This window comes from Shewanella ulleungensis (assembly GCF_014648315.1).
Taxonomy (GTDB): domain Bacteria; phylum Pseudomonadota; class Gammaproteobacteria; order Enterobacterales; family Shewanellaceae; genus Shewanella; species Shewanella ulleungensis.
This window is the reverse complement of the sequence record NZ_BMQW01000006.1, coordinates 186362-210818: the sequence shown is the minus strand read 5'-3', so window position 1 is coordinate 210818 and position 24457 is coordinate 186362. Positions and strand designations below refer to the sequence as shown.

15 protein-coding genes and 1 tRNA gene are annotated in these 24457 nt (G+C 41.9%); 4 read left to right on the top strand and 12 right to left on the bottom strand.

The features are described 5' to 3' along the window. Nucleotides 1–142: 142 nt before the first annotated feature. From hrpA to IEY40_RS13075, 3 genes are all read right to left on the bottom strand, one after another. Nucleotides 143–4018, bottom strand: coding sequence for an ATP-dependent RNA helicase HrpA (gene hrpA, locus IEY40_RS13085; RefSeq protein WP_188956862.1), 3876 nt, complete (start codon nucleotides 4016–4018; stop codon nucleotides 143–145). Nucleotides 4019–4096: 78 nt separating this feature from the next. Continuing rightward, nucleotides 4097–4513 carry a CBS domain-containing protein gene (locus IEY40_RS13080; protein ID WP_188956860.1) on the bottom strand — a complete coding sequence of 139 codons (417 nt, stop codon included), beginning with the start codon at nucleotides 4511–4513 and terminating at the stop codon, nucleotides 4097–4099. Nucleotides 4514–4945: 432 nt separating this feature from the next. Next, a complete protein-coding gene (locus IEY40_RS13075) occupies nucleotides 4946–5980 on the bottom strand; it encodes an isoaspartyl peptidase/L-asparaginase family protein (RefSeq protein ID WP_188956858.1) in 1035 nt (344 codons plus the stop codon). Between the two features lie 210 nt (nucleotides 5981–6190). Here IEY40_RS13075 and IEY40_RS13070 point away from each other — a divergent pair, with 210 nt between their 5' ends. Together IEY40_RS13070 and tamB are read left to right on the top strand one after the other, a co-directional pair. Beyond that, complete coding sequence (locus IEY40_RS13070; protein WP_188957062.1) at nucleotides 6191–7981, top strand: autotransporter assembly complex protein TamA; 1791 nt, start codon at nucleotides 6191–6193, stop codon at nucleotides 7979–7981. Continuing rightward, the gene (gene tamB, locus IEY40_RS13065) at nucleotides 7978–11844 is read left to right on the top strand and encodes an autotransporter assembly complex protein TamB (protein ID WP_188956856.1); all 3867 of its coding nucleotides are present in this window, start codon (nucleotides 7978–7980) and stop codon (nucleotides 11842–11844) included. The genes IEY40_RS13070 and tamB overlap by 4 nt, the downstream gene beginning before the upstream one ends. Before the next feature lie 215 nt (nucleotides 11845–12059). Here tamB and rplY read toward each other — a convergent pair whose 3' ends face one another. The 3 genes from rplY to IEY40_RS13050 all read right to left on the bottom strand — a co-directional run bounded on the left by rplY (nucleotide 12060) and on the right by IEY40_RS13050 (nucleotide 14714). Further along, nucleotides 12060–12347: a 50S ribosomal protein L25 gene (rplY, locus tag IEY40_RS13060; RefSeq protein ID WP_188956854.1), complete on the bottom strand. Its 288-nt coding sequence runs from the start codon at nucleotides 12345–12347 to the stop codon at nucleotides 12060–12062. A gap of 123 nt (nucleotides 12348–12470) precedes the next feature. After that, the gene (gene mepK, locus IEY40_RS13055) at nucleotides 12471–13022 is read right to left on the bottom strand and encodes a peptidoglycan L,D-endopeptidase MepK (protein ID WP_188956852.1); all 552 of its coding nucleotides are present in this window, start codon (nucleotides 13020–13022) and stop codon (nucleotides 12471–12473) included. Between the two features lie 270 nt (nucleotides 13023–13292). Further along, nucleotides 13293–14714: a L,D-transpeptidase family protein gene (locus tag IEY40_RS13050; protein ID WP_188956850.1), complete on the bottom strand. Its 1422-nt coding sequence runs from the start codon at nucleotides 14712–14714 to the stop codon at nucleotides 13293–13295. 271 nt (nucleotides 14715–14985) lie between these two features. On the opposite strand from IEY40_RS13050, the gene IEY40_RS13045 reads away from it, so the two are divergent. Beyond that, nucleotides 14986–15261, top strand: a complete 276-nt coding sequence (locus tag IEY40_RS13045) for an HU family DNA-binding protein (RefSeq protein ID WP_188956848.1) — start codon at nucleotides 14986–14988, stop codon at nucleotides 15259–15261. A gap of 146 nt (nucleotides 15262–15407) precedes the next feature. On the opposite strand, the gene IEY40_RS13040 is transcribed toward IEY40_RS13045, so the two are convergent. From IEY40_RS13040 to IEY40_RS13015, 6 genes are all read right to left on the bottom strand, one after another. Beyond that, nucleotides 15408–16769: a DUF4397 domain-containing protein gene (locus tag IEY40_RS13040; protein WP_188956846.1), complete on the bottom strand. Its 1362-nt coding sequence runs from the start codon at nucleotides 16767–16769 to the stop codon at nucleotides 15408–15410. Nucleotides 16770–17225: 456 nt separating this feature from the next. Continuing rightward, nucleotides 17226–17311 (bottom strand) — tRNA-Leu (locus IEY40_RS13035). Nucleotides 17312–17568: 257 nt separating this feature from the next. Next, a complete protein-coding gene (locus tag IEY40_RS13030; protein WP_229777103.1) occupies nucleotides 17569–17901 on the bottom strand; it encodes a hypothetical protein in 333 nt (110 codons plus the stop codon). Between the two features lie 175 nt (nucleotides 17902–18076). Then, nucleotides 18077–18949, bottom strand: a complete 873-nt coding sequence (gene rluB, locus IEY40_RS13025) for a 23S rRNA pseudouridine(2605) synthase RluB (RefSeq protein WP_188956844.1) — start codon at nucleotides 18947–18949, stop codon at nucleotides 18077–18079. Between the two features lie 201 nt (nucleotides 18950–19150). Continuing rightward, a complete protein-coding gene (locus IEY40_RS13020; RefSeq protein ID WP_188956841.1) occupies nucleotides 19151–22234 on the bottom strand; it encodes an efflux RND transporter permease subunit in 3084 nt (1027 codons plus the stop codon). Nucleotides 22235–22237: 3 nt separating this feature from the next. Continuing rightward, entirely contained in the window at nucleotides 22238–23317 is a 1080-nt protein-coding gene (locus tag IEY40_RS13015; protein ID WP_188956839.1) for an efflux RND transporter periplasmic adaptor subunit, read from the bottom strand. 184 nt (nucleotides 23318–23501) lie between these two features. Here IEY40_RS13015 and IEY40_RS13010 point away from each other — a divergent pair, with 184 nt between their 5' ends. Then, the gene (locus tag IEY40_RS13010; protein ID WP_188956837.1) at nucleotides 23502–24434 is read left to right on the top strand and encodes a LysR family transcriptional regulator; all 933 of its coding nucleotides are present in this window, start codon (nucleotides 23502–23504) and stop codon (nucleotides 24432–24434) included. The last annotated feature ends 23 nt before the right edge of the window (nucleotides 24435–24457 follow it).

Genomic DNA, 24457 nt, shown 5'->3' with positions numbered 1-24457 from the left:
TTACAGAAAACTTTCAGTTGTGGATGCTTTTTCGGCTTAAAAACACGAAAAACAGTGTTTTACAGAGGAAATACTGAAAGACTTTCATCTAAAAACAAAAAAGCCGATGTGTTGCATCGGCTTTTTTAACGACTGTAACGCCTTAAACTTGACTGATATGATTAAGAATACGTTTTTCTGAAATAGGATACGCAGTACCCAATACTTGAGCAAAACATGAAACTCGATACTCTTCAATCATCCACCTAGCTTCAATTAACAGTTCAGGTATAGGCTGTGAACGTGGCACTTTGGCAAGTTGTGCCGTCAGTGTATCTTGTACCTTACTGATACTGTGCATATGTAAACGGTCACGAGTTGGATCTACAGGTAACTTTTCAAGACGGTTTTCAATCGCTTTAAGGTATCTGGCCACATCAGCTAGGCGTTGCCAACCGCAATCTTCTACAAATCCTTTGTAGACTAAACTGTCTAGCTGAGTTTGAATGTCACTCATAGCAAAAGCAATATCTAAACTAATTTTACCTTTTAAGCGTTTTTTAATCCGTTGATAAATGGTCAATACTTGTTCAACGTTTAAGGCTATTTGCTCTGCCGTAGGATTAAGTTCTTGGCGCACCCAATCTTTGGCTTGGTCAAATTGTTCCTCATTGCGAATATCTAACTGCTTTTGATCAAGTAACTGTTGCACAGCCGCATTAATAATATCTTCAATCAATATTTGCACTTGCCCAAATGGATTAAAATACATCGCAAGTTTGGCTTTATTGGGCAACGCTTGCTGCAAGTGCTTAACGGGCGATGGAATGTTAATTAACAATAACCGACGTAAGCCAACCCGATGATGACGTTTAGCTTCGTGCTCATCATCAAATAGCTTAATTGACACATCGGTTTTATTATCGATAAGGGCTGGATACGCTTTAACCTCGTAGTTGCCTTTACGTTGTTGATATTGCACGGGCAAATCACCAAATGTCCAGCTGGTGATAGCTTGCTGCTCAATACCTTTATCTGCCACTTTACGTATCGCTTTGGCAACCACACCTTGTAACTGCCCTTTTAATGTTTCTAGATCTCGCCCTTGAGCCACCAAACGGCCTTGATCATCTTCAATCTTAAAGTTCATTTTAAGATGTTCAGTGATTTGGGTTAAATCAAAATCGTCAGCTGAAATTCGCACGCCACTCATGCGCAATAATTGTTTGCACATCGAGTCGAGCATCGGTAATTCAAACGGTTTCATTGCTTGATAACAGGCACGGGCATAATCAGGTGCAGGAACAAAATTACGCCGTAAATTCTTGGGTAAAGACTTAATCAATGCCACCAGTTTTTCTTCGCGTAACCCTGGGACTAACCAATCAAAATCGTTGTCGTCAATTTGATTGATTAACGCAACAGGAATGTGCACCGATACGCCATCGTCGACGTTGCCGGGTTCAAAGTGGTAACTTACGGTCAAAGCTAGGTTGGCTTTATGCCACACTTCAGGAAAGTCCAACGCTGAAATATGATCTGCACTGCGTTGCATTAACAACGCTTGGCTATAGTCTAATAAATCAGGGGTTTGTTGACGGGCTTTTTTCCACCATGCAAAAAATAACGGCGCGTTATAAATACCAAAAGGGATAAGTGGTTCATAAAAATCCACCAGCACTTGCTCGTCGACCAAAATATCGCGGCGGCGCGACTTATGTTCAAGTGATTCGATGTCACTCAACAGTTTTTGGTTATTAACAAAAAACGCTTCTTTGGTTTGTAGCTGCCCTTCAGCTAATGCGCTGCGGACAAAAATCTCGCGAGCTTCAACAGCATCTATTGGGCCGTATTGCACGCGCCTGCGATTAACAATCGTTAAGCCGTATAGCACCTGGTTTTCAAATGCAACGACACTGCCCGCTTTTGCCTCAAAATGTGGTTCTAGATAGTTCTTCTTTACTAAATGCGCCGCTAAAGACTCCGCCCATTCAGGTTCTATTTTGGCGCAACAACGCGCGAATAAACGTGATGTTTCAGTGAGCTCGGCAGCCATTATCCATTTAGGGCCTTTTTTAGCTAAAGGCGAACCAGGAAACACAAAGAACTTACGATTTCGGGCACCTAAATATTCGTTGTTTTCGCCTTTAAAGCCAATTTGGCTTAATAAGCCTGATAACAAGGCTTTATGTAATTGCTCATAACTGGCGGCATTGTCACTCACTCGCCATTTAAGTTCATGTACCGCTTGTTTGATCTGGGTGTATAAGTCTTGCCATTCACGTACCCGTAAATACGCTAAATACTCATCGCGACATTGTTTTCTAAACTGACTGGCCGACAATTCATGTTTTTGATCTTTAACGTGATCCCACAGTTTAACCCAACTAACAAAGTCAGAATCTTTATCGGCATAACGGCGATGGCACTCATCTGCAGCTTGCTTTTTATCGATGGGGCGCTCGCGTGGATCTTGAATTGATAAGCCTGAGGTAATGACTAACGCCTCATGCAAACAGCCCAATTTGTTAGCTTCGATAACCATTCTAGCTAACCGTGGGTCGAGTGGTATTTTGGCTAAATCTTTACCCAATGGGGTAAGCACTAAATCATGGCGTTGTTTTTTAACTGCTTGCAGTTCTTCGAGCAATAAAAAACCATCGCGAATGTGTTTTTGATCTGGCGGTTGAATAAACGGAAAACCCGCTATATCTCCTAAACCAATTGCCAACATTTGCAAAATAACTGAAGCCAAGTTTGTTCGCAAAATTTCAGGATCAGTAAACTCAGGACGTTGAATAAAGTCCATTTCATCATAAAGACGAATACAAATACCAGGGCCAACTCGACCACAACGACCTTGACGTTGATTAGCACTGGCTTGAGAAATAGGCTCAATCGGTAAACGCTGCACTTTAGTGCGATAGCTATAACGACTAATTCGTGCAGTACCAGGGTCAATCACATAGCGAATACCGGGTACGGTTAATGATGTTTCAGCAACGTTAGTCGCTAACACAATCCGTCGACCAATATGGCTTTTAAACACTTTAGACTGTTCGCCGTAGGACAAACGCGCATATAAAGGTAAAATTTCTGTGTTGCGGTATTGTTGTTTACGCAGCAAATCGGCAGTGTCTCGAATTTCGCGCTCACCATTCATGAAAATCAAAATGTCGCCCGGCCCTTCAGCAATCAACTCATCAACTGCGGAAAATATACCGTCACTCACATCTAAATCGGCGTCATTGTCACGTACTAACGGTCGATATCGAGTTTCCACCTCATAGGTACGCCCTGACACTTCAATCACAGGTGCATTATCAAAATGCTTTGAGAAACGGTCTACATCGATGGTGGCGGAAGTAATTATCACCTTTAAATCTGGGCGTTTTTTTAGAACTTGTTTTAAGTAGCCTAAGATAAAGTCAATATTGAGGCTGCGCTCATGCGCTTCATCAATAATGATGGCATCGTACTGATTTAAAAATCTATCTGAGGTGAGCTCCGCTAATAAAATACCGTCAGTCATTAACTTGATGTAACTGATATCACTAATGGCGTCGGCAAAACGGACTTTAAAACCAACGACGTCCCCTAGTGGGCTGTTAAGCTCATCGGCAACGCGATTTGCAACGCTTCGGGCAGCTAAACGGCGCGGTTGAGTATGGCCAATAAGCCCGCGAGTCCCCAAGCCTAATTCTAAGCAAATTTTAGGTAACTGGGTGGTTTTACCCGAGCCAGTTTCACCAGCAACAATCACTACTTGGTTGTTCGCAATGGCAGAGGCAATGTCTTCACGCTTTTGCGAGACAGGGAGTTCGTCTGGGTAATTAATAACGGGTCGAGATTGCAGGCGATGCTGCGCTTTGGCGTACGCTTGCTTTGCAGCCTCTGTAAGCTGGGCTAGGGTTTGAGATTTTTTTTCAGACTCAGCCTCTTTATTAATACGAAATAAGCGACGACGGATTTTAGCCGCATCGGTTTGATAACAAAGATTGAGATACGCCTTAGATAGCGGGTGAAGGTCCGAATTCAAATCTGATTCCCTTGCTTACATCGAAAAAAAGCGATCCTAGCAAGGAAAACAGCATAATGATAATGATTTTGACGATTGTTATGCCGGAGATAAGTAGCATTGCTGCATGTAGGTATTCATTGCGCCAAGTACATTAGTACGGTTAATAGTGCCAATCACTTTACCACTGCTCACTACAGGATAAATTTTAGGTTTCGCTCCAAGCATTTGTTCGGCTAACGCTAAAATGCTGTCATCCGGTGCAACCGTTAATACTGGGCTTTTCATGCAATCGGCAACGGTACTCGTCATATCGCAGTGGTAACTACTTTTAAGCATCACGGCTAAGCAATCTTGTTGCGATAAAAAACCCACCAACTCTCCTTTGGCATCCACAACCGGAGCACCATTTTTATTGCTTGCCAGTAACTGCTCTACAGCAATGGCTAATGACATATTTGCGGTTAATAAAACTGGACGTCTATCCATGTGATCTTTGATTTTAATCGAATCCATATTACCCCCAAAGTGCACAAATGACTCTCGTGCGAAATAAACTTAATCTGTACGACTGTTATCGATACAGATTAAGTTTAGTCAAGATTAACGAGGGCGTGTTTATCTTTGTTTATTTTTTATGCTGAGAGCTAAAATGGATTTAGGCAAGGCGGATAATTGTGGACATAATGACCCTACGTCGAGATTATCCAACACGGCATAAAGCCATTTTAGCCTCAACCCGACAGGCAGTGACTATTTTCCAGCCATACTGCCCACAAATTCACTTATTTAGCAGGCTAAACGGCGTTCATTTGCGATTTTCTGACAGAAAAATAGCCGACTACATAATTTATCAACAAAGATAAACACGCCCTAACTGGACAGTAAAATTAATCGATTATGTTAATCAGTTATGTCGCGCAACTTTTTCATGCTTATTTATCACAATTACTTATCTCGCCAAATCATCACATTTGCGGCTTGTCCGTGAACTCGACTTGCGCGGTACATGCCACCGGTATTAAATGGCGTAGCAATATTGCCTTGTTTGTCGATAGCAATCACGCCACCGGTACCGCCAGCATTCACCAACGTTTGATTAATCACCTCGTCCGCGGCTTGTATAATCCCTTTTTGCTGATATTTCACTTTGGCACAGATATCACCGGCGACATGATAGCGAATAAAATATTCGCCGTGGCCTGTTGCTGATACCGCACATACACCATTTTCAGCATAGGTTCCTGCGCCGATCACAGGTGAATCTCCAATACGACCAAAACGTTTTGCAGTCATGCCGCCAGTTGAGGTTCCGGCGGCTAAATTACCTTGTTTATCGAGGGCAACAGCCCCTACGGTTCCGTATTTATAATTATCGCGTAATTGGTTCACTGATGCTTGATAATCGCCACCATTAACCTGTTCGGCTTCCATGATGCTGGCTTTAGCTTCAAGCAGTTGCGCATAGCGATGCGGCGTATCAAAATGGCTATTGGCTACCAAACTGAATTGTTGAGTAAGGGCAAACTCTTCGGCTCCTTCACCGTATAACATGACATGAGGCGACTTTTGCATAACTTTAATAGCTAAATCAATTGGGTTTTTAATGTGTTTTACGCCAGATACCGCTCCTGCATTTAATGTCTTACCATCCATGATGGAAGCATCGAGTTCATGGCCACCGTCAAAGGTATATACAGCGCCAACACCAGCATTAAATAATGGGCTATTTTCTAAAATATTAATCGCGGCCTGAACTGCATCAATACTGTCTCCACCGCTTTCGAGCACGTCATATCCACTATTAATTGCTTGGGCTAATTTATCTCTAATGGCTTTTTCTTGCTCTGCGCTTAAATCAGCAGCATTAATGGTCCCCGCACCACCGTGTATCGCAATCGAGAAAGGGCTATTATCTTGTGCTATAACGGGTGATGACGTCACCCCTAAACACAGGGCTATTGTTAAATATAATTTATTCATGATCGGCAAGTCCTTGAAAGGCGTATATCTTTGTAACCATTTATCCATGTTATTACAATCATATTGTTGCGACTTTACACCTTTATAGCGACAATAGTCATATTGATATGGTGACAAGCATCATTAGCCCTATTTTTGGAAAATTTGCCTAATTTGTCCTCTAAACGAATTAAATTTAGCCAGTTATTATTATTTTCATTGACGTTATTGATGTCAGGCTTTGCGCTGGCCGAGAATACTTGGCTTAACGTACGTGTTGACGGTGTAAGCAAAAAACTTGAAAAAAACATTACCGCTCACTTAGGTACCCTGCCTGAATCTGACGTGCAGCGCCGAGCCTTTTTGTTTACCGTTGATGACAATACCCAAGACGCCTTAGAATCTATGGGCTATTACCACGGCATTGTTGATATTGATGTAAAAGAAACCGAATCAGGCCCTTGGGAGCTTAACCTCAATATCACCACAGGCGATCCGATTGTCATTCAATGGGTAGACATCAATTTTAGCGGCGATATGCTGCAAGACGACATGTTTGCACTTTGGTTAAACAGCCTTAAAGTTAAGCCAGGCGATGTTTTAAACCACGGTGTTTATGATTCTTTAAAGTCTCAATTAGTGACCTTAGCGTTAGCTCGTGGTTATTTTGATGCTCGCTACACTAAATCTGAAATTAGCATCAATCGCGACTTTAATACTGCGCAAATCAATATCCAATTTAACTCTGGTAAACGTTATTTATTTGGTGACGTTGATTTTGAAGGCAGCACACTGAATGACGATGTGATTGAAGCATTAATCCCGTTTGAGGCGGATGCGCCTTATGCCACACAACAATTAACCGAATTTAACCGTAATCTGCTCGATACAGGTTACTTTAGTAACATTAAAGTATTGCCTCAAATAGATAAAATCAGTGACGGTTTAGTGCCGATAAAAGTTGAACTTAGCCCAAGACCAAGCCACTTAATTGAGGTCGGTCTAGGTGCTGATATAGGCAACAGCACGGAAGACACCTTTGAACCTCGAGTGCGAGTTACTTGGCGCACGCCCCAAATTAACCGTTATGGTCATTATCAAGAAACTAGCGCGGAGTGGTCACCTGATCGACCTAAAATTTTGACCACCTATACTATTCCATTAAGTCACCCTTTAGATGACCAATTAAAAGTTAAATTAGGTATATTGCGAGACACCTATGGCGTGACTCAAGACTATGATGAAGAAAGCCGCTCGTTCGACAATACCGGCCAATTAGAGTCTAAAAAATATTTAATTGGGCTTTCACGTCAACAACGCTCTAAAAGCAATTGGTTATACGGCTACTCAGTTGAGTCTATCCGAGAGTTTTATGAACAACTTGATATTGAGTATGACCCACGATTTTACTTAATAGGCTACAACCTCACTAAAACCATTCGCGGTGATAACACCTTGGATCCAAAATCGGGTTTTCGACAAACATACAGCATGGAATATGCAGACCCATCACTTGGTTCGACTATTCGCTTAGCACGCTTGCAAGCCCGGTTTAAATGGATTGAAACTCTATTTGATAAACATCGCTTTGTGGCACGCCTCGATTTAGGCGCAAACATTGCGAGTAAAAATGATATTAGTTTTATCCCACCTTCGCTGCGCTATTTTGCCGGTGGAGACCAAAGTATTCGAGGTTATAGCTATCAAGAACTTGGCCCCTATATTGATTATACAAACAGCGATGATGGCTTATCACGTCAGGTCGTTGGAGGGCGATATTTGGCCGTCGGCAGCCTAGAGTATCAGTATTATTTAACACCAACATGGCGCGTTGCCACCTTTGTCGATGCTGGTAATGCCTTTGACACCGGACAACTCGAACCAGTAGTTGCTGTTGGCGGTGGTGTACATTGGATATCGCCCATTGGACCAATTAAACTTGATTTAGGATTTGGTTTAAAAGAAACCGAAACCGTAGCACGCTCATTCCGTTTCCATTTAACCATGGGGACAGAGTTATGATAGATAACAAAGCACAAAATGCACTAACCCCAGACGAAACATCTAAACCACAAGCTAATTTGACCAAAACACCACCAGCGCCTTTGAGTCTTCAAGCTAAGCTGTGGCGCAACTTTAAAATCTATACTCGTATTTTAATTTATGTGCCTTTAATCATTTTAATGCTCGTTGCTGTGTCTATTGGGACACCCTTTGGCAGTAAAATAACGGTCATGCTGGTCGATAAATTAATTAGCGATATCGGCCTAGAATATCAGTCAGGCACACTTAATAATGACCTCAAGTTACATCACTTATCCTGGAAAATGAAAGGTATTCAAGTCGATGCTCAAGGTGTTGAACTTGATTGGGTGCCAACTTGCCTTATCAACCAGCAAATTTGTGTGACGAATCTGTTAGCGACCAAACTCAAAGTCGATATTGTGACAGACAATATCCCTGCCAGTGAACCAGGCGCACCAGAAAACGCAGACAATCCACAACAAGAGCTGACGCTACCGATTAGTATTAGCCTTAATAAAGCCCAGTTTAACCGAGTTGATGTCACAGTTAATCACATGAGCTACCACGCAGACCGACTTGCAACAGAAGCGATTTGGAATGAAAGTGGCCTGCAGATAGAAACCTTAACCAGCCAAGGGTTAGTGGTTAATATTCCCGCCACGAATAACGAGGCGCTCGATAAGCAAACACCTGCTACAGAAAATGATTGGCCGTTGGCACAGTTACCAGCCATCTTTATGCCTTTCCCAATAAAAGTAAAACAATTTGAAGCCACCGACACTCAATTGAATATTGCGGACCGCCAGGATAATTTCAGCCACATCCTTTTGGCGGCAAGTTTCCGACAATATCAATTAGGCATCACCCAACTAGATATTCAACACGACTATGGCGACCTTAATGTTATTGGCGATATTGCCTTTTTAGATCATTACCCGTTGACGTTAAAGCTGCAAGCCAATATTGACCATGTCACTGAGCTACCTGGACTGGCTAAACAAACATTAAGACTCGATTTAACTCAAGACTTGAGCCAGCTTAATATTAATGCAATAGCAAAGGGCAGCAACGCCTTTACATTAGCGTCAACCATCGACCTAACGTCGAAACAACTCACTTATCAAATCAATTTAAACGATGCTTATTTGCAATGGCCATTACAAAACCCTGAATACATTACACAAATCAAGCAATTTACCAGTAACGGAAACATAAGCGATCAAGTAGCTAAACTTGAGGGGCAACTAACAACACCGTTTAATCCGAATCTTATTATTAGTGCCGATGTTGATAACCGCCAACAACTATTAACGGTTAACAAACTCAACATTCAATCTATTGCGGGCAATGTCGACATAGATGGGCAATTGTCTTATAGAGATAATTTGATATGGCAAGCTAATGTGCGTACCGACAACATTCAATTGCAGCATATTGATTATCTTACTCAATTTAATCCGCTCAAAAGTAAGTTTAGTGGCAATTTTACCAGCCAGGGCAATATTGGTGCTAAAAACTGGAAGGTGGCGATTGAACAGGCAAACTTAACAGGCAGGCTCAATGGCTACCCGTTAAACTTACAAGGGAATATTGCCATCAACCAAGCATTTGCCATTAATGCAGATAATCTTCAAGCCAACGCGCTAGGAGCTAACTTACTGATAAATGGTACTGCCGACACCCTTTGGGATATTGATGCAGAACTGAGTGTGCCAGATTTAAGCCAGTGGTTGCCTGGCGGGCGAGGTAATATTTTTGCTAAAGTTGATGTGAGTGGTAATAGTGCTAATCCGATTGTCGATGTTGATGCCCAAATTAATAAATTCAGCTATAACGGCAGTAAAATAGACAATACAACCCTAGTGGCTAACTACCGTCCGTTTGAGCAACACAGCTATCGAGTAAAACTCGATAACAACTTACTATTTTGGAACAATAATAAGTTGAGTAAATTAACCCTTGTTAGTGAAGGCGACCAACAACAGCAACAAACCACCTTAATCACACAAGGTGACGTGGTGATCAACACCCAACTAGCCACTAATAGTAACCTCGACAAACAACAATATGATGGTCAATTTACCCAACTCAGCTTGTCAAATGTGCTCGGAGCATGGCAACAAGATACTCCAATCACCTTCAATTGGGATCAAGTAAAACAACGTGGTAGCGTCAGTCGTTTTTGTTTAGTGCACCCACACAATAAACTGTGCCTCGTAAACGACATTAACTTGGGCAACACAGGCCAAGCCAACATTAACTTTAGTGGAAATCCAGGACAATTATTGGCTCCAGTTTTGTCTAAAAAAATCACCTGGGACGGACAAGCAGCGTTAACAAGTCAAGTCAATTGGGCCAAAGGTAAAAAGCCAACCGCCGATTTACAATTTACCTTAATGCCGGGCAACATCACATTGACCCGAGCAAAAACCAAACCCGTGAGTATCGACTATCAGCAACTACTGCTTAGAGCCACACTAGATGAAAGACAAGTCACGAGTACACTAAGCTTTGACTCATCAGGTATTGCAAACTGGCAAAGCCAACTGAGTGTTAACATTACGCCAGATAGAACCTTGCAAGGTACGATTAATATTAATGATTTAAACCTTGCCCCCTTTGGCGAGTTTTTCCCGAGGCTTGCCACGCTGGAGGGGTTATTGTCGAGCAGACTAACACTTGCAGGTTCATTAATGGACCCAAATGTTTCGGGTAATATTAAACTAAGTGATGGTGCATTCGCTCTCTCGAGTAATCCAACGTTAATCGATAAGTTGTACATGTCTTTAGCCCTTGAGGGCCAACAAGGGCAACTTAATGGTCAATGGCATATGGGCGATGGCCAAGTCACAACACAAGGCACTCTAGCCTGGCCACAAGGCAACTTTAGCGGTGACATCGACATAAAAGGCAGTAATTTAGCGGTGATTCAGCCGCCTATGGCCATTTTAAATGTCTCACCGGACATTAATATGACATTTGATCAGCAGCTGTTTGCCGTTAAAGGCCAAGTCGATGTGCCTTCAGGGCAAATTAAGATTGTGCCACTGGCTGAAGGTGGCGTCGCGGTATCAAATGATGTGGTATTTAATGATTCTATTTCTGAGCAAATAGTGAAAACCAGTCCTTATGCCATTACCGCCGACATCAATGTCAATGTAGGAAAAAACCTCACTATCGATGGTATGGGCTTAAAAGGTAAGCTTCAGGGTAACTTAGTGCTAAAGCAGCAGGCATTTAAACCACCAATGTTATTCGGTGATATTAAGGTCAACAAAGGGACTTATAAATTTATGGGACAGACACTCACCATTGATACTGGTGAAGTGCAGTTTGTTGGCCCCACTAGTGTGCCAAATCTTAATATTGAAGCCACTCGAGACATTAAAGATGAAGACATCACCGCCGGCGTGAGGGTAACGGGTACCCCAATGCGCCCTGTCGTCACGTTATTTTCTAATCCAGCTAAAGAACAAGCTGAAGTCTTATCTTACATTCTCACAGGTAAAGGTTTCACCTCCACTTCAAACGAACAAAGTAACTCACTTATGATGGGTGCGGCGCTTAGCTTAGGAGCCCAATTTGACGGTGGTGCAATGAACAGCATAGGCAGTACTGCGACTGGGCTAATTGAAAAGTTCGGTTTTTCAAATGTACAACTCGATACAAACGATGACGGTAAAGTTGCTGTAAGTGGTTATATTGGCGAAGATCTAATGATTAAGTACGGGGTGGGAGTCTTTAACCCAGGTTATGAAATGACGGTACGTTACTACTTGTTCTCGCAGCTGTATTTAGAGAGTGTATCAAGTACGTTGAGCCAATCGTTAGACATTTATTACAGCTTCGAAATCGACTAGGTTCTAGGTTCTAGGTTCTAGGTTCTANTCTAGGTTCTAGGTTCTAGGTTCTAGGTTCTAGGTTCTAGGTTCTAGGTTCTAGGTTCTAGGTTCTAGGTTCTAGGTTCTAGGTTCTAGGTTCTAGGTTCTAGGTTCTAGGTTCTAGGTTCTAGGTTCTAGCATTAAATTAAGACACAAAAAAAGCGCCCTTAGGCGCTTTTTTTTCAAATTAGCGATTAAGCAAATTTGAAGTCAATGTGTTCAACCATTGGCTTGAACGCGTGACGCTGTACAGCTTGTACACGTACTTTGATTTCTTTACCATCTACAACGATAGTTAAATCAGTAGTGTAAAAGTCATCGTTTAACTGGATGTTAATGATGTCTTTGTGTGCAAACTTGATAGATACAGGCTCATTGCTTGGGCCATAAATTACAGCAGGAACTTGACCAGCATGACGTAGGCGGCGGCTCGAACCTTTCCCGATTTCAGTGCGGGTTTGTGCGTTGATTGTGTAAGACATTAGTCACTCACTTAATAAATAATAAAGTATAAAGGCGTCATCATTTTCGACCAACGATGACTCAAATAAAGCGCGCGGATATTACCATAGCTACCTGCTTCTCACAAGCAGATATAAAGACTATTAACCCCAACGCCTTACGGGACCGCAATCAACATGGATAAAACCGTCTCTAGGGTAAAACCCCACCCCACCTAATTTTAACGAAACAGCTGCATCTCGTAGATTTTTTGTACTAATTCCAGGAATAGCAATATCCATCGCCATCCCTTTCATATGATAGCTTTTCTTAGCGACACCTTTACTTTTCGATGCCAGCATTTGATTCGTTCTAGGTGAACGATAAGCAGAGATTACATGGATTTCGTCTTGATTATCTAAGGTTAGCTGTAATTTATACAAATATTCAAATAATCGCTTATCAATCGGTGCTGCCACATTTTGGCGATGATCGCGCAATACTTGATTAAATTCAGTCAGTGTTTCAGCTTGATATTGGCCATCTACCCAAAAACTACCTTGACTTCTTTCACCTGTATGGCGATTAAAAAAATGAAGATCTTTTACACCATGAGTAGAACGACTTGCTTGCGCAGTGTTAGGTAACATTGTGGCTACAGCGACACCGCTTAAGCCTAATAAAATTTGTCGACGAGTTAGGCACTCAATTGTCATTTTTACACCACTTAATTTATAGATTTATACATTAAAGCACGATTTCATCTTCACAATGGGCAAACACACCATTGTTGGTTTTTTATCCAACTGACAGGTAAATTAAACATTAATGGTTATAAATGCAAGTGGGGATATTTTTGGGCTTGGCAATAAACACATAACAAAATACAGGAGTGTGATGTTGCTCAAGTGCTTATGAGTAAAATATACAATAATTAACTTTGCTTCATCAGCTTGTGTTTTATGTAGCAAAGCAATAATTATGTGTTATTGCACAATCGCTTGTGGCTGTGCTTTTTGGCTTAATAAGCTCACCGGTTTAACCGGAGCTAACTGGTAAATATCATCACGATACTGGGCAACATGTTCATCATCGACCCATGCACGCCAGTACACCATGTGAACAGGTAATGTCGATGACAACGCAAACCATTGTGTTTTGGTGTAATTGGTCTGTAAACGGCTCCAGGTACGTTTGTCGATAACTAAATGGTTTGCAAACCAATCTGCCAGTTGTTGTACTTTTTCAATTCGCACACAACCAGATGACAAATCCCTATCGGCTCGCGCAAACAATGATTTGGTTGGTGTATCATGTAAATAGATACTTTGGTCATTATTAAAATGGAATTTATAACGGCCTAACGCATTATCACCACCAGGACGCTGCACCACTCGGTAAGGAAAGCGCCCTACTGCCGCTTGTTGCCATTCTTGCGGGCTTTTATCTATTCGATTACCATCAAAATCAAACACATCAAAATGTCTGTCATTAAAGTAATGACCATTAGATTGGATTTGAGGCAAAATATCTTGGCGTAAGAGTTGCCGCGGCACAGTCCATGTTGGGTTAATAATGATATTAGAGATTTGCCCGGTCATAACCGGCGTTTGCCGATATGATTTACCGACAATCACTTTTGATGCCAATACCACTTGATTATTCTCAACTAACACCATTTGAAAAGCCGGGATATTAATCAGCAAATACGGTTGCGGTAATTGGCTTAAATAAGCGGTTTTATCGACAAAACTTTTTGCAAGTAATGTTGCTCTTTGCTGCGGAGTTTGATTAAGCCAAAATAAGGTTTTAGGCCCAATAACTGCGTCAGATTTTAAACCATGACGAGACTGAAAACGCTTCACGCTTTGCACTAACGAAGGTAAATACAACACTTCATCGGCAAGGTATTCATTGCCATCTCCGAGCAACCATAAACGCTGGCTAATTTGCTTAATACTTGGATGCTCATCACCCGGACGCAACAAGCCACCCGGCTCAATCGCAGCCCAGCCTTGCGTTTGGGTTAACCACATTAATTTTCGCAGATAATTAATCACGCCAAGGTAATCTTCTACTGCGGGCTCAAGGGCAATGTTTTTTGCCAATACCGATGTATTTTCGCCTAAAGCATCATAGGCTAATGGGACGTGTTTTTGATGCCAAAATGCGGCAACACTTTGCTGAATACTGTCGATATATTCTAGCTGTTCGGCATCAGATCCAGATTGTAATATCGCTAAGTATTGAGCTCGCAGTGCTGTAGGTTCAGCCAAGTATTGTAATTGCAAATGCTGGATGAGATTGTCGTAATGGTGTGGTGCATTAGCCAAAGATAATGGCGATGCGCACAAAAGTAATACACCGATGATACTAATATGAATAAATCGCGCAGCTTGACTCAACATGCTGTTCTCCATAGCCTTCGACACCTCAATATTGTCACGTTTACCCTTGCAGCGAAACGAATATAATCATTATTACAAATAATTGGTAACTTTGGATGACAGAAACATTTTAACAACAAAAGTTAATACCAAAGCGTTACTTCAACGTTCAATATTCCATCATCTATATAAAAAATAGCCGGTTAACATTAAATTATCTACAGACAACTAGGAACACAGATCTCGAATTGTTATAAGAAGCGCTTAACGCACCCAAGCAACAGAAAACCCAATGAATAAAAAGCAACTCATCCAATCCATGGCAAAAAAAATGGACACATCTCAAGTTGACACTAAACAACAGCTCGAACAAATATTACATGTTATTCATAGAGGATTAGCGGAAGGCGAAAAAATTTATATTCCGCAATTTGGTACATTTGAATTACGTTTCCATTTACCTAAAACGGGCCGAAACCCTCAAACGGGTGAAGCGATAGAAATCGAAGGATTTAACCAACCAAGCTTTAAAGCTTCGCCAAACTTAAAGCAAGAGCTTAACAACTGAAGATGTATAGCTCCTTTCAATAGGTTACTCATTAACTGCTTGACCAAAATTGAGTTTGGCAACTATCCAATAATAACGGCTTACCATTCAATGGTAAGCCGTTATTTTATATATAAGCCTCAAGGCTTGAGCACCTTAAAACAACACTAGATCGTCGTAAAGTCATCCAATAAAATCACTCCAAATGGCGCACCACCGGTTTCATTATCGACGGCAGCCACCCCATAAATACCATTAGCGTCTAATGTGACTTCTAAAGGACCGATTGCCACTGTTTTAGTGCCTGCAACCGTCACACTAATGTTGTAGGTGCCTGGTGCAATACTTAAGCTTCCAGATGAAGCTTTAAATGCTACATTTGTAAGTGCTGGCGTAGCATTAGAAATATCTGCAGTTTCTGTTAGGTATACATCAACTTCAGGTGCAGAGTAAGCACTATGCACTACAGATAACTTAGCCTCTGTCGCCACTCGACGAATTTGTTCATCTAAAACTAAAGGTTCAATGGCATCATCAGTTAATGATCCAACGGCAAAGGCACTGTAACTCTTACCCAACATTAACGACACGGGCTCTGCATCTATAACCACCACACTATTATCGGCATCAGCAGCAACAGTAACGGTATGATCGCCCTCAGGCACATTCAAGTATCCAGTGGAACTAGCAAATGACAACATATCAACAGCAGGATCTGTAGCATCATCGAGAAAAACATCTACCGCTGGCGCGTCAGCAACAGCATGTACAACTCTAATGTCGCTACCACTATTAATGTCGTTCACAATAACTTCTGCATCGGGTAATGCAACATGCAAAGCAACTGGTGAATCTCCAGTCCAGGTATTTGGTATAGCGCTGATAAAGTAGTCAGTCATATCGGCCAGTGATAGCGTGCCAGAATCGTATACAACATCTTTCATTCCAGAAGCCGTGATACGAACTTGATAATCACCAGCAGGCACTTCTAGCTGTGTACTCACATCCATGTAGTTGGCCGAAAGCGTTGGCGAGGCAGCAGCAATATCATCACCGGGAGCAGTAACATATACATCAACTAGCTCTACTGAAGGTGTTGCATGTAAAACCTGCACTCTGGCATAGCCCGCTGCAATATCAGCCACAGGGTTAGTCACAAGCTTTAATGCTAACGACTCATCAGCAACTTTACCTAGTGCGATAGCGGTATATTCCATATCCGCTTCAGCCATCAAGGTAGTATTAAGTACCGTCGCCGTTGTGCCATCAGCAAGAATAGCATCTACGTCGATGTCGTATGATGCTGATGTCACCTCGAGCAAACCACTGGACATAGCATAATCAACGCCAGTAAGTATCTCAGTACCATCTGCCGATACATTTACCATAGGTGCGTCACTGCCAGCATGAATCACCCTAACCTGAGCGTTTTGTACAACGGGTTCTATCACCGCGTTATCATCATCGTCAGAACAGGCCGTCATGCCAACAAGCGAAAAGCATATTGCAATTGGATAAATCCGTTTCATGTTAGATATTCCTCATATAATGTTATGACGAAATTCTATACGGTGGTATTTTTTTATCGGTTCATATTATCGACACTTTTTTGTTACATTCACTTTTTGCACCATGACTCATCAGGATTATCAGAAGACTGGGACCTATTTGAGTACCAAATTTCAGACGTAAAAAAGCCCCAACTAATGTTGTAATGCCGCTCGCTTAACAGTGAGCGGCATTACCACGAATGTTGAGGCTTTTTTACACCACCCTCTATTGCTAGCATCACTTATATCAGTAATGGTACCCGAGGCCAGACGACTCTCGATATCAAAGAGTGGCACGCCTGATGTTCAACCAGAGCACGATGGATTCTGCTTTTTCACGTTAACTTTAACGAAAAAACTCAAATTTCAGACGTAAAAAAGCCCCAACTAATGTTGAGGCTTTTTTACACCACTCTCTATTGCTAGAGATTATAATGGTACCCGAGGCCAGACTTGAACTGGCACGCTTATTCAGCGAGGGATTTTAAATCCCTTGTGTCTACCGATTCCACCACTCGGGCAAAACTTTTTGTGTTTTGATATTGAATATCAAGGCACTAAATTTTTAATTCCGCTAAGTTAATCTGATGCGTTTTCACGTCCCGTTTAACTTGGTGCATACTTTACTGTTTTTTTTAGCCCAAGCAACAAAAATATTTACTTGAGCTAACCGAACGCTTCAAAATTCGTCAATTCGATTTAAATTACAGCAAACTGAGTGAGTTAACAGCAACGTACTCATGCTTAACAGCAATAAAATATAGCACAAATAATACGATTAATTAGCTCTAACCGGTGTTAAGCCTTTACTGCGATTGGTCACAGCATCTTCAATTTCAAAGCCAGCTTCAGACCACACTTGTGCTTCTTCGACGTTAAAAGACTCTTTAGCCCAAATTGTTGCGGTATCTAAACTGAAGTTAGCTTGAACCCAACCGTTTGCTTCAGTTGCATCAAAACCACGAACGCGCCAATTTTGAGCCTGAGTCGCATCAAAACCTATAGACTTCCACTGGCTAATTTCACGCTCTGACATGCCTTCCCAACTTGGTGCAGATGCACAACCAACAACAAATAATACTAATAGACCAGCAAACAATTTCTTCATCATGTTCAATGACTCACAATAATACCGAAGCCTCATAAAGGGCCTGAGCGGAAAGTTTTAATTAATGGTGCGGATCATATCTGAGATTGGGCTTTATACAAGTAGGATTACATAGATTTAATCTAGAATAAAAAAGGCCGCTTTCGCGACCTTTATGAATAAAACCTACGTCATGTGATTAGTCACGTTGACGAGTAGGTTTTCCGTGGTTTGTACCCACTTTGTGCTTGCGTACAGCACGACGAATTTTAGCACTTTTCACTTTAGAGCGAGCGACACTGTGTTTGTCAGATCCCAATAATGAACGTGTTTCAGGATCAAGTCCTGCAAGTTGACGTAAATAGTTAACTTGGTCAATTGGCAATTCAATCCAACCGCCACGTGGCAAGGTTTTTGGTAGCTCTACTTGACCATAACGTACGCGGATCAAACGGCTAACCTGCACTTCTTGTGATTCCCATAAACGACGCACTTCACGGTTGCGTCCTTCACGTAATGTCACATGCCACCATTGATTGATGCCTTCACCGCCGGCGGCTTTGATGCTGTCAAACTGCGCATGACCATCTTCTAGGGTCACACCGGTGCGTAAACGTTGTACAGCCGCTTCAGGCACTTCACCAAAAGTTCGCACAGCGTATTCACGCTCTACTTCGTTTGATGGATGCATCAAGCGGTTAGCGAGTTCACCATCACAGGTAAACAATAATAAACCAGAGGTATTTATATCTAAACGACCAACCGCAACCCAGCGAGCATCACGCACTTTAGGTAAACGTTCAAACACGGTCGTACGACCTTCTGGATCTTTGCGCGAGCAAATTTCACCTTCAGGCTTATGATAAGCCAACACACGACAAACAATGTCGTCAGCTGACTTTAATGAAACAGCGCGGCCATCTATACGTATTTTGGCATCAGCCTCAACACGATCGCCTAAACCAGCAATTTCACCGTCAACACTAACTCGGCCTGCAGCAATCCATGCCTCCATCTCACGACGGGAGCCATGGCCTGCACGGGCCAAGACTTTCTGCAATTTTTCACTCATTAGCGGGGACTCTTTAAAGAAATTCTATAGAAAGCAAAAGGTTAATTACTTTTGCTTTATTGTCTTTTTAGGATTGTACCCGCCTTTGACGCATACAATTAGAAAAGTGCCAAGATTATACGCTGAATGTAGCAAACGAGCAAAAAAAACCGCCGGCACGGTTAAATGTGTCAGCGGTTTTATCATGAGCCCTGCGATAAACTAATGTGCAGTGATATCTTGGCGGTCAAAACGGATGTTAAACAATAAGCTGTACATCACAGGCAATACGACTAAGGTCAGCAATGACGCAAAACCAAGACCAAATATAATGGTAATTGCCATTGAACCAAAGAAAGCATCGCTGATAAGCGGGATCATCCCAAGCATTGTGGTGATCGCCGCCATCATAACTGGGCGAACGCGACTCACACAAGAATGCACTAATGCATTTGTAGGTGCTGCGCCATCATGAAGCTCGAGGTTTATTTGCTCAACCAATACAATACCGTTTTTAATCACCATACCTGACAAGCTCAGTAAGCCAAGTAAAGCCATAAAACTAAATGGCGCGTCAAACAGCAGTAAGCCGGCTGAGACACCAATGACAGCAAGTGGCACGGTAAACCAAATCACTAACGGTTGCCTTACTGAGTTAAACAACAATACGGTAATTAAAAACATCGCTAAGTAACCGAGCGGAATAGAACTGAATACCGCCGTCTGTGCTTCACCAGCAGATTCGTACTCACCGCCCCACTCGAAACGATAACCTGCGGGAAGTTCAATGGCTTCGACTTTCGCTTTCACTTTACGATGCACTGAGTCGGCTGTTTCGTCTGAACCCAATTTAGGATCGCCTAATACGGCTAGCATACGAATTCTGTCGCGACGCATCACCAGAGGGTTTTCCCAATCAGTAGTAAACTCGCTAACAACTTGAGTCGCGGGTACAAAAGTATTGTTTTCGGCACTCCAGATTTGCATTTTCCATAAGCTATCAGCTTGTAAACGCTCTTCTGCTGGCGCGCGGGCAACAATAGGCAGTAAGTGACTGGTTTCGCGATATAAGCCTATCTGCTTACCGCTAAAGTTAAGCAATAAGGCGTTATCTAGGTCTTGTTTACTAATACCTGTTTCGCGCGCTTGAGCATTCAATAATTGTGGGCGAATAACCGGCACTTGATTGCGCCAATCATGACGAACACTGTCCATTGCGGGTTCGTTATTGAAAATTTCTTTGGCTTGGGTTGCTAACGCACGCAACACTGTTGGATCTTCACCATAAAAACGCGCTTCGATTTTAGCTGCTGGCGACGGACCATTTTCCATCATCTTCATACGATATTGCGCTTGCGGGAAGTTCTGCGCTAAAAAGCGCTCAACGTCTGGCATATACGCTCTAACGGCATCTAAATCTTCCATTTCAATGATGATCTGAGCAAACGCGGCATAACCTTTTTCAGGCTGGTAAGGTAAAACAAATCGTTGTGCCCCTTGGCCTATTACACTCGACAAATGCACCATACCGGTACCGTTTTGCTTATCTTCTGCAATAAGCTTGTGCTCAATTTCGGTCACAAAACGCTCAGTGGCTTTAATGTCTGTTCCTTCAGGCATCCACACATCGACAAAGAAAATAGGTGTGTTTGACGCTGGGAAAAACACGTTTTTAATATAGCCAAAGCCAAATACCGCAGAGGCTAACATTACCAGCACCAGTAACAAGGTCGCGATTCTATTGCGTAATACTATGGATAATGTGCCGCGGTATGCGGTAAATAACCAACCTTTGTAAGGATCAACTTCTTCGTCAGTTGGCTCTGCATCTTTAAACAACACATTACAAAAGAATGGCGTTAAGGTAATGGCCGTGATCCAGCTAATAAACAACGAAATCATTAACACTTGGAATAACGAGCGACAAAACTCACCGGCAGCATTTTGCGACAAACCAATAGGGGCAAAGGCAATAATCGCAATAACCGTTGCACCGAGTAATGGCCATTGAGTTTGCGACACAATAAGCTTTGCCGCTGCTAAACGTGTCTTTCCGCGCTGTAAGCCAATCAATACTCCTTCAGTGATAACAATCGCGTTATCGACCAACATCCCCAGCGCAATAATTAATGCGCCTAAAGAAATAAGTTGTAGTTCGATACCAAGCACCTTCATCATAATGAAAGTACCTAAAATGGTCAGTAACAGGATTAAGCCCATTAATAAGCCCGAACGCAAACCCATAAATAGCAGCAAAACGGCAATCACAATCGCAATCGATTCGAGTAAGTTAATTAAAAAACCTTGAACCGTGCTATCCACTTCATGGCTTTGGTTGTATACCGTATCTAACGCCATGCCAATAGGGCGTTGTGATTCTAACTGCTCAAGGCGCTCGTTGACTTTCTCTCCAACATCAACCACGTTTACGCCACCAGAAAATGAAATCCCCAAGCTCAATGCCAACTGCCCTCGGTTGTGATAAATCACACTTGGCGTTTCATCAAACTCTTTGGCTATACGGGCAATGTCACCTAAGTAAATCAATTCGGTACTGCCAGGCGAGCTCACCACTAAACGAGACAATGCGTTAACCGAATTAAACTCGCCTGTTGGATGAAGTCGAATACGATTGTCACCAATCACGATACTGCCCGCATTAGACACTACGTTTTGATTGTTTACTAAGCTGTAAATATAATTTTGATCTAAGCCTAAAGCAGACAATTTTTGTTGCGATATTTCAATGACAACTTGCTCAGTAATATTACCGATGACAGATACTTTTTTTACCCCGGGAACCAATACCAATTCACGGCGTAAATAATCAGCATAATTGCTCAGTTCACGGTTACTAAAATCATCACCCGATAAGTTAAGTAAAATACCGAACACATCGCCAAAGTCGTCGATAACTTGTGGTGTAGCGGTACCTGGCGGTAATTGCCCTTGAGTATCCGTCACTTTACGGCGCATTTCGTCCCACACTTGTGGTAAACGCTGTTTATCGTAACTGTCTTTAATTTCAATTTGAATTTGTGATAAACCGGCACTGTTGATTGAGGTAATGTGTTTTACCCCATCAAGTTGCTGTAATGCATTTTCAAGCGGTAAAGTGACCTCTTCTTCCACTTGCTCAGGTGAGGCTCCTGGATAAGCAGTAATCACCAATGCTTGTTTAATGGTAAATTCTGGAAACTCAAGCTGGCCTAAACCAGTAAATGCAACGCTGCCACCAATCAGCAATAAAAGCGTAAACATCCAACTAATGACTTTATTATTAATAGAGTACTCAGCAACACTCATCGCTTATACTCCTCGCTGCCAGCGTAATGGTTTTACTTTCATGCCTACAGACAGTTGTGATAAGCCGGCAGAAACAATTAAATCGCCTTTTTGTATACCTGTTAGTACTTCTACACCTTCATTACTCACGCGCCCGAGAGTCACATCGACCGGACTCACTACACCACTTTGCGGATCATACTTCCACACTACAACTTTGGCGTTAGTATCATCTTTATCCACTGCGGTCATCGGTACCATTGCGGTAAATACGCTTTGATCATGGGTTGCTTGTGCAATGATAAGTTCAGCGCTCATGCCTGGAAGCAATTGCACGTCTTGCGGTTGTTCTAATGAAAACACCACTTCATAAGCCTGGGTGCCAGGTGTTACTTGGGTAGAATATTCTTTAAAATAAGCATCAAAAACCCTGTCGCTCATGGCACTAAAACGCACTTTCGCTTTTAAAGCATGAGTGACAGTTTGGGCATACTTGGCCACTATTGCTTCAGGTACTTGAATACTGATGTCGAGCAAGTGGTTATTTTGAAGGGTTAATACCCCTTGATTTGCTTGGACAATTTGATGATTGTCGACCATACGTTTCGCAATAGTGCCACTGAATGGCGCTTCTAAACGGGTGTAGCTGAGTTGATCCTTCGCGGCCTCTAATGCGGCTTTAGCGGTTTTTAATTGCGCTTTACTGCTGTCAAACTCGGCCTGAGAAATCAATTGGCGGCTAAACATAGCCTGATTACGGGTAAACTCTGCCGATAAAAACTCGTAATTTGCTTCACTTGTCATTAAATTATTTTTAGCATCGCGATCATCTAGTTTCGCGAGTAAAAAACCTTGCTTAACCATCTCCCCTTCAACTAGGTCAAGATTAACCAGTTGACCTGAAACTCGAAACGATAATTCAGCACGACTATTGGCTGTCACTTTCGCAGGAAACTTATGCACTTGGTTAGCAGCTGACTCATTAATCTCAAATAACTTTACTGGGCGAATAACTTCTTTCTGTTCGGTTTTCTCTGCTTGAGAACAGCCAGCAAAAAGCACAGTAGCAAGCAATGTTAACGGTAACATTGAGTGATATTTCATCGATAAATCCTTGAGGTTAGGCAGATAACAAACATAAAAGAATGGTATTAAATGGTTGATAATTAATTCTGATAATAATAGGTGAACAATACGCTGATTTATAGTTGCAATAAATGGGTTTGTTTGGGAACATCAATCCCATTATTTGGGCTTAATTAACTGGCTTACTATCAGAGTTAACAATATGAAAACTGAAGACATAGAATTATTTCACCGTATTGTTGAAACAGGCAGCATACTTGAAGCCGCTAACTTATTGAACTTACCCAAGTCAACAGTAAGCCGCCGGCTATTGTCTTTAGAAGAATCTTTAAACACTAAGTTGTTTCACCGCCAAAGCAGAGCGATCTCACTGACGTCTGCAGGTAGTCACTTCTACCAAAAAACCATATTAACCTTGGCTGACTTAGCCCAAACACTCAGCGACATAACGGATAGTAAAGCTGAAGTGAGCGGACATTTACGTATTTTGATGTTTCCTATTCCGCAAATGATGGAAATAGTAAACAAAATATTTGAGTTTATGGACAGTAATCCAAAGCTATCAATTGAGATGATTAGCAGTACTGAGCCATTAGATATGGTGCGCCATAATATTGATATTGCGTTTATGGTACAAGAAACCTTTAGCGAAATAGACATGGTAGCTAAGCCGATAATCAGTGAAGAAATGTGTTTTTTTGCTAGTCCTGAATACTTAGCTAAAGCGGGAACGCCCGTAAAATTAACTGAAATCGAACAACATAACTCAATATTATTCCGCTTTCCAAATGGAAAAACATTTAGCCAAGTGCCATTAGCCAATGATGCAATGCAGGCGGTAAAAGGAAATTTATGCACCAACAGTATTCAGTTAGCTTATGAAGCAACATTGTCTGGTAGAGGGATTGGATATTTACCAAAACAACTGTGCATTGATGATATAGAACAAGGGAGATTATTGCGTTTATTTAATGAATTGACTCCATACCTTGGCGTCGTATTTTTAGTGTATCCATCAAGACGTTTTTTAAGCCTCACAGGCCAACGTTTAGTCGATTATATGTTAGCCAATTTGCCGTTAAATCAGGAGAGTATTCAACACGCAAATAAAGACAGCCGTAAAATATGGATATGAAGTGGACATGATTAAATTTATTA

What these genes read in the sequence shown, in the direction of transcription:
- IEY40_RS13015 (WP_188956839.1), bottom strand. Translation starts at nt 23,317, where the DNA reads ATGAAATATCACTCAATGTTACCGTTAACATTGCTTGCTACTGTGCTT.
- IEY40_RS13070 (WP_188957062.1), top strand. Translation starts at nt 6,191, where the DNA reads ATGTCAGGCTTTGCGCTGGCCGAGAATACTTGGCTTAACGTACGTGTT.
- IEY40_RS13030 (WP_229777103.1), bottom strand. Translation starts at nt 17,901, where the DNA reads ATGATGAAGAAATTGTTTGCTGGTCTATTAGTATTATTTGTTGTTGGT.
- IEY40_RS13010 (WP_188956837.1), top strand. Translation starts at nt 23,502, where the DNA reads ATGAAAACTGAAGACATAGAATTATTTCACCGTATTGTTGAAACAGGC.
- IEY40_RS13020 (WP_188956841.1), bottom strand. Translation starts at nt 22,234, where the DNA reads ATGAGTGTTGCTGAGTACTCTATTAATAATAAAGTCATTAGTTGGATG.
- rplY (WP_188956854.1), bottom strand. Translation starts at nt 12,347, where the DNA reads ATGTCTTACACAATCAACGCACAAACCCGCACTGAAATCGGGAAAGGT.
- rluB (WP_188956844.1), bottom strand. Translation starts at nt 18,949, where the DNA reads ATGAGTGAAAAATTGCAGAAAGTCTTGGCCCGTGCAGGCCATGGCTCC.
- mepK (WP_188956852.1), bottom strand. Translation starts at nt 13,022, where the DNA reads ATGACAATTGAGTGCCTAACTCGTCGACAAATTTTATTAGGCTTAAGC.
- IEY40_RS13075 (WP_188956858.1), bottom strand. Translation starts at nt 5,980, where the DNA reads ATGAATAAATTATATTTAACAATAGCCCTGTGTTTAGGGGTGACGTCA.
- IEY40_RS13040 (WP_188956846.1), bottom strand. Translation starts at nt 16,769, where the DNA reads ATGAAACGGATTTATCCAATTGCAATATGCTTTTCGCTTGTTGGCATG.
- IEY40_RS13045 (WP_188956848.1), top strand. Translation starts at nt 14,986, where the DNA reads ATGAATAAAAAGCAACTCATCCAATCCATGGCAAAAAAAATGGACACA.
- IEY40_RS13080 (WP_188956860.1), bottom strand. Translation starts at nt 4,513, where the DNA reads ATGGATTCGATTAAAATCAAAGATCACATGGATAGACGTCCAGTTTTA.
- IEY40_RS13050 (WP_188956850.1), bottom strand. Translation starts at nt 14,714, where the DNA reads ATGTTGAGTCAAGCTGCGCGATTTATTCATATTAGTATCATCGGTGTA.
- tamB (WP_188956856.1), top strand. Translation starts at nt 7,978, where the DNA reads ATGATAGATAACAAAGCACAAAATGCACTAACCCCAGACGAAACATCT.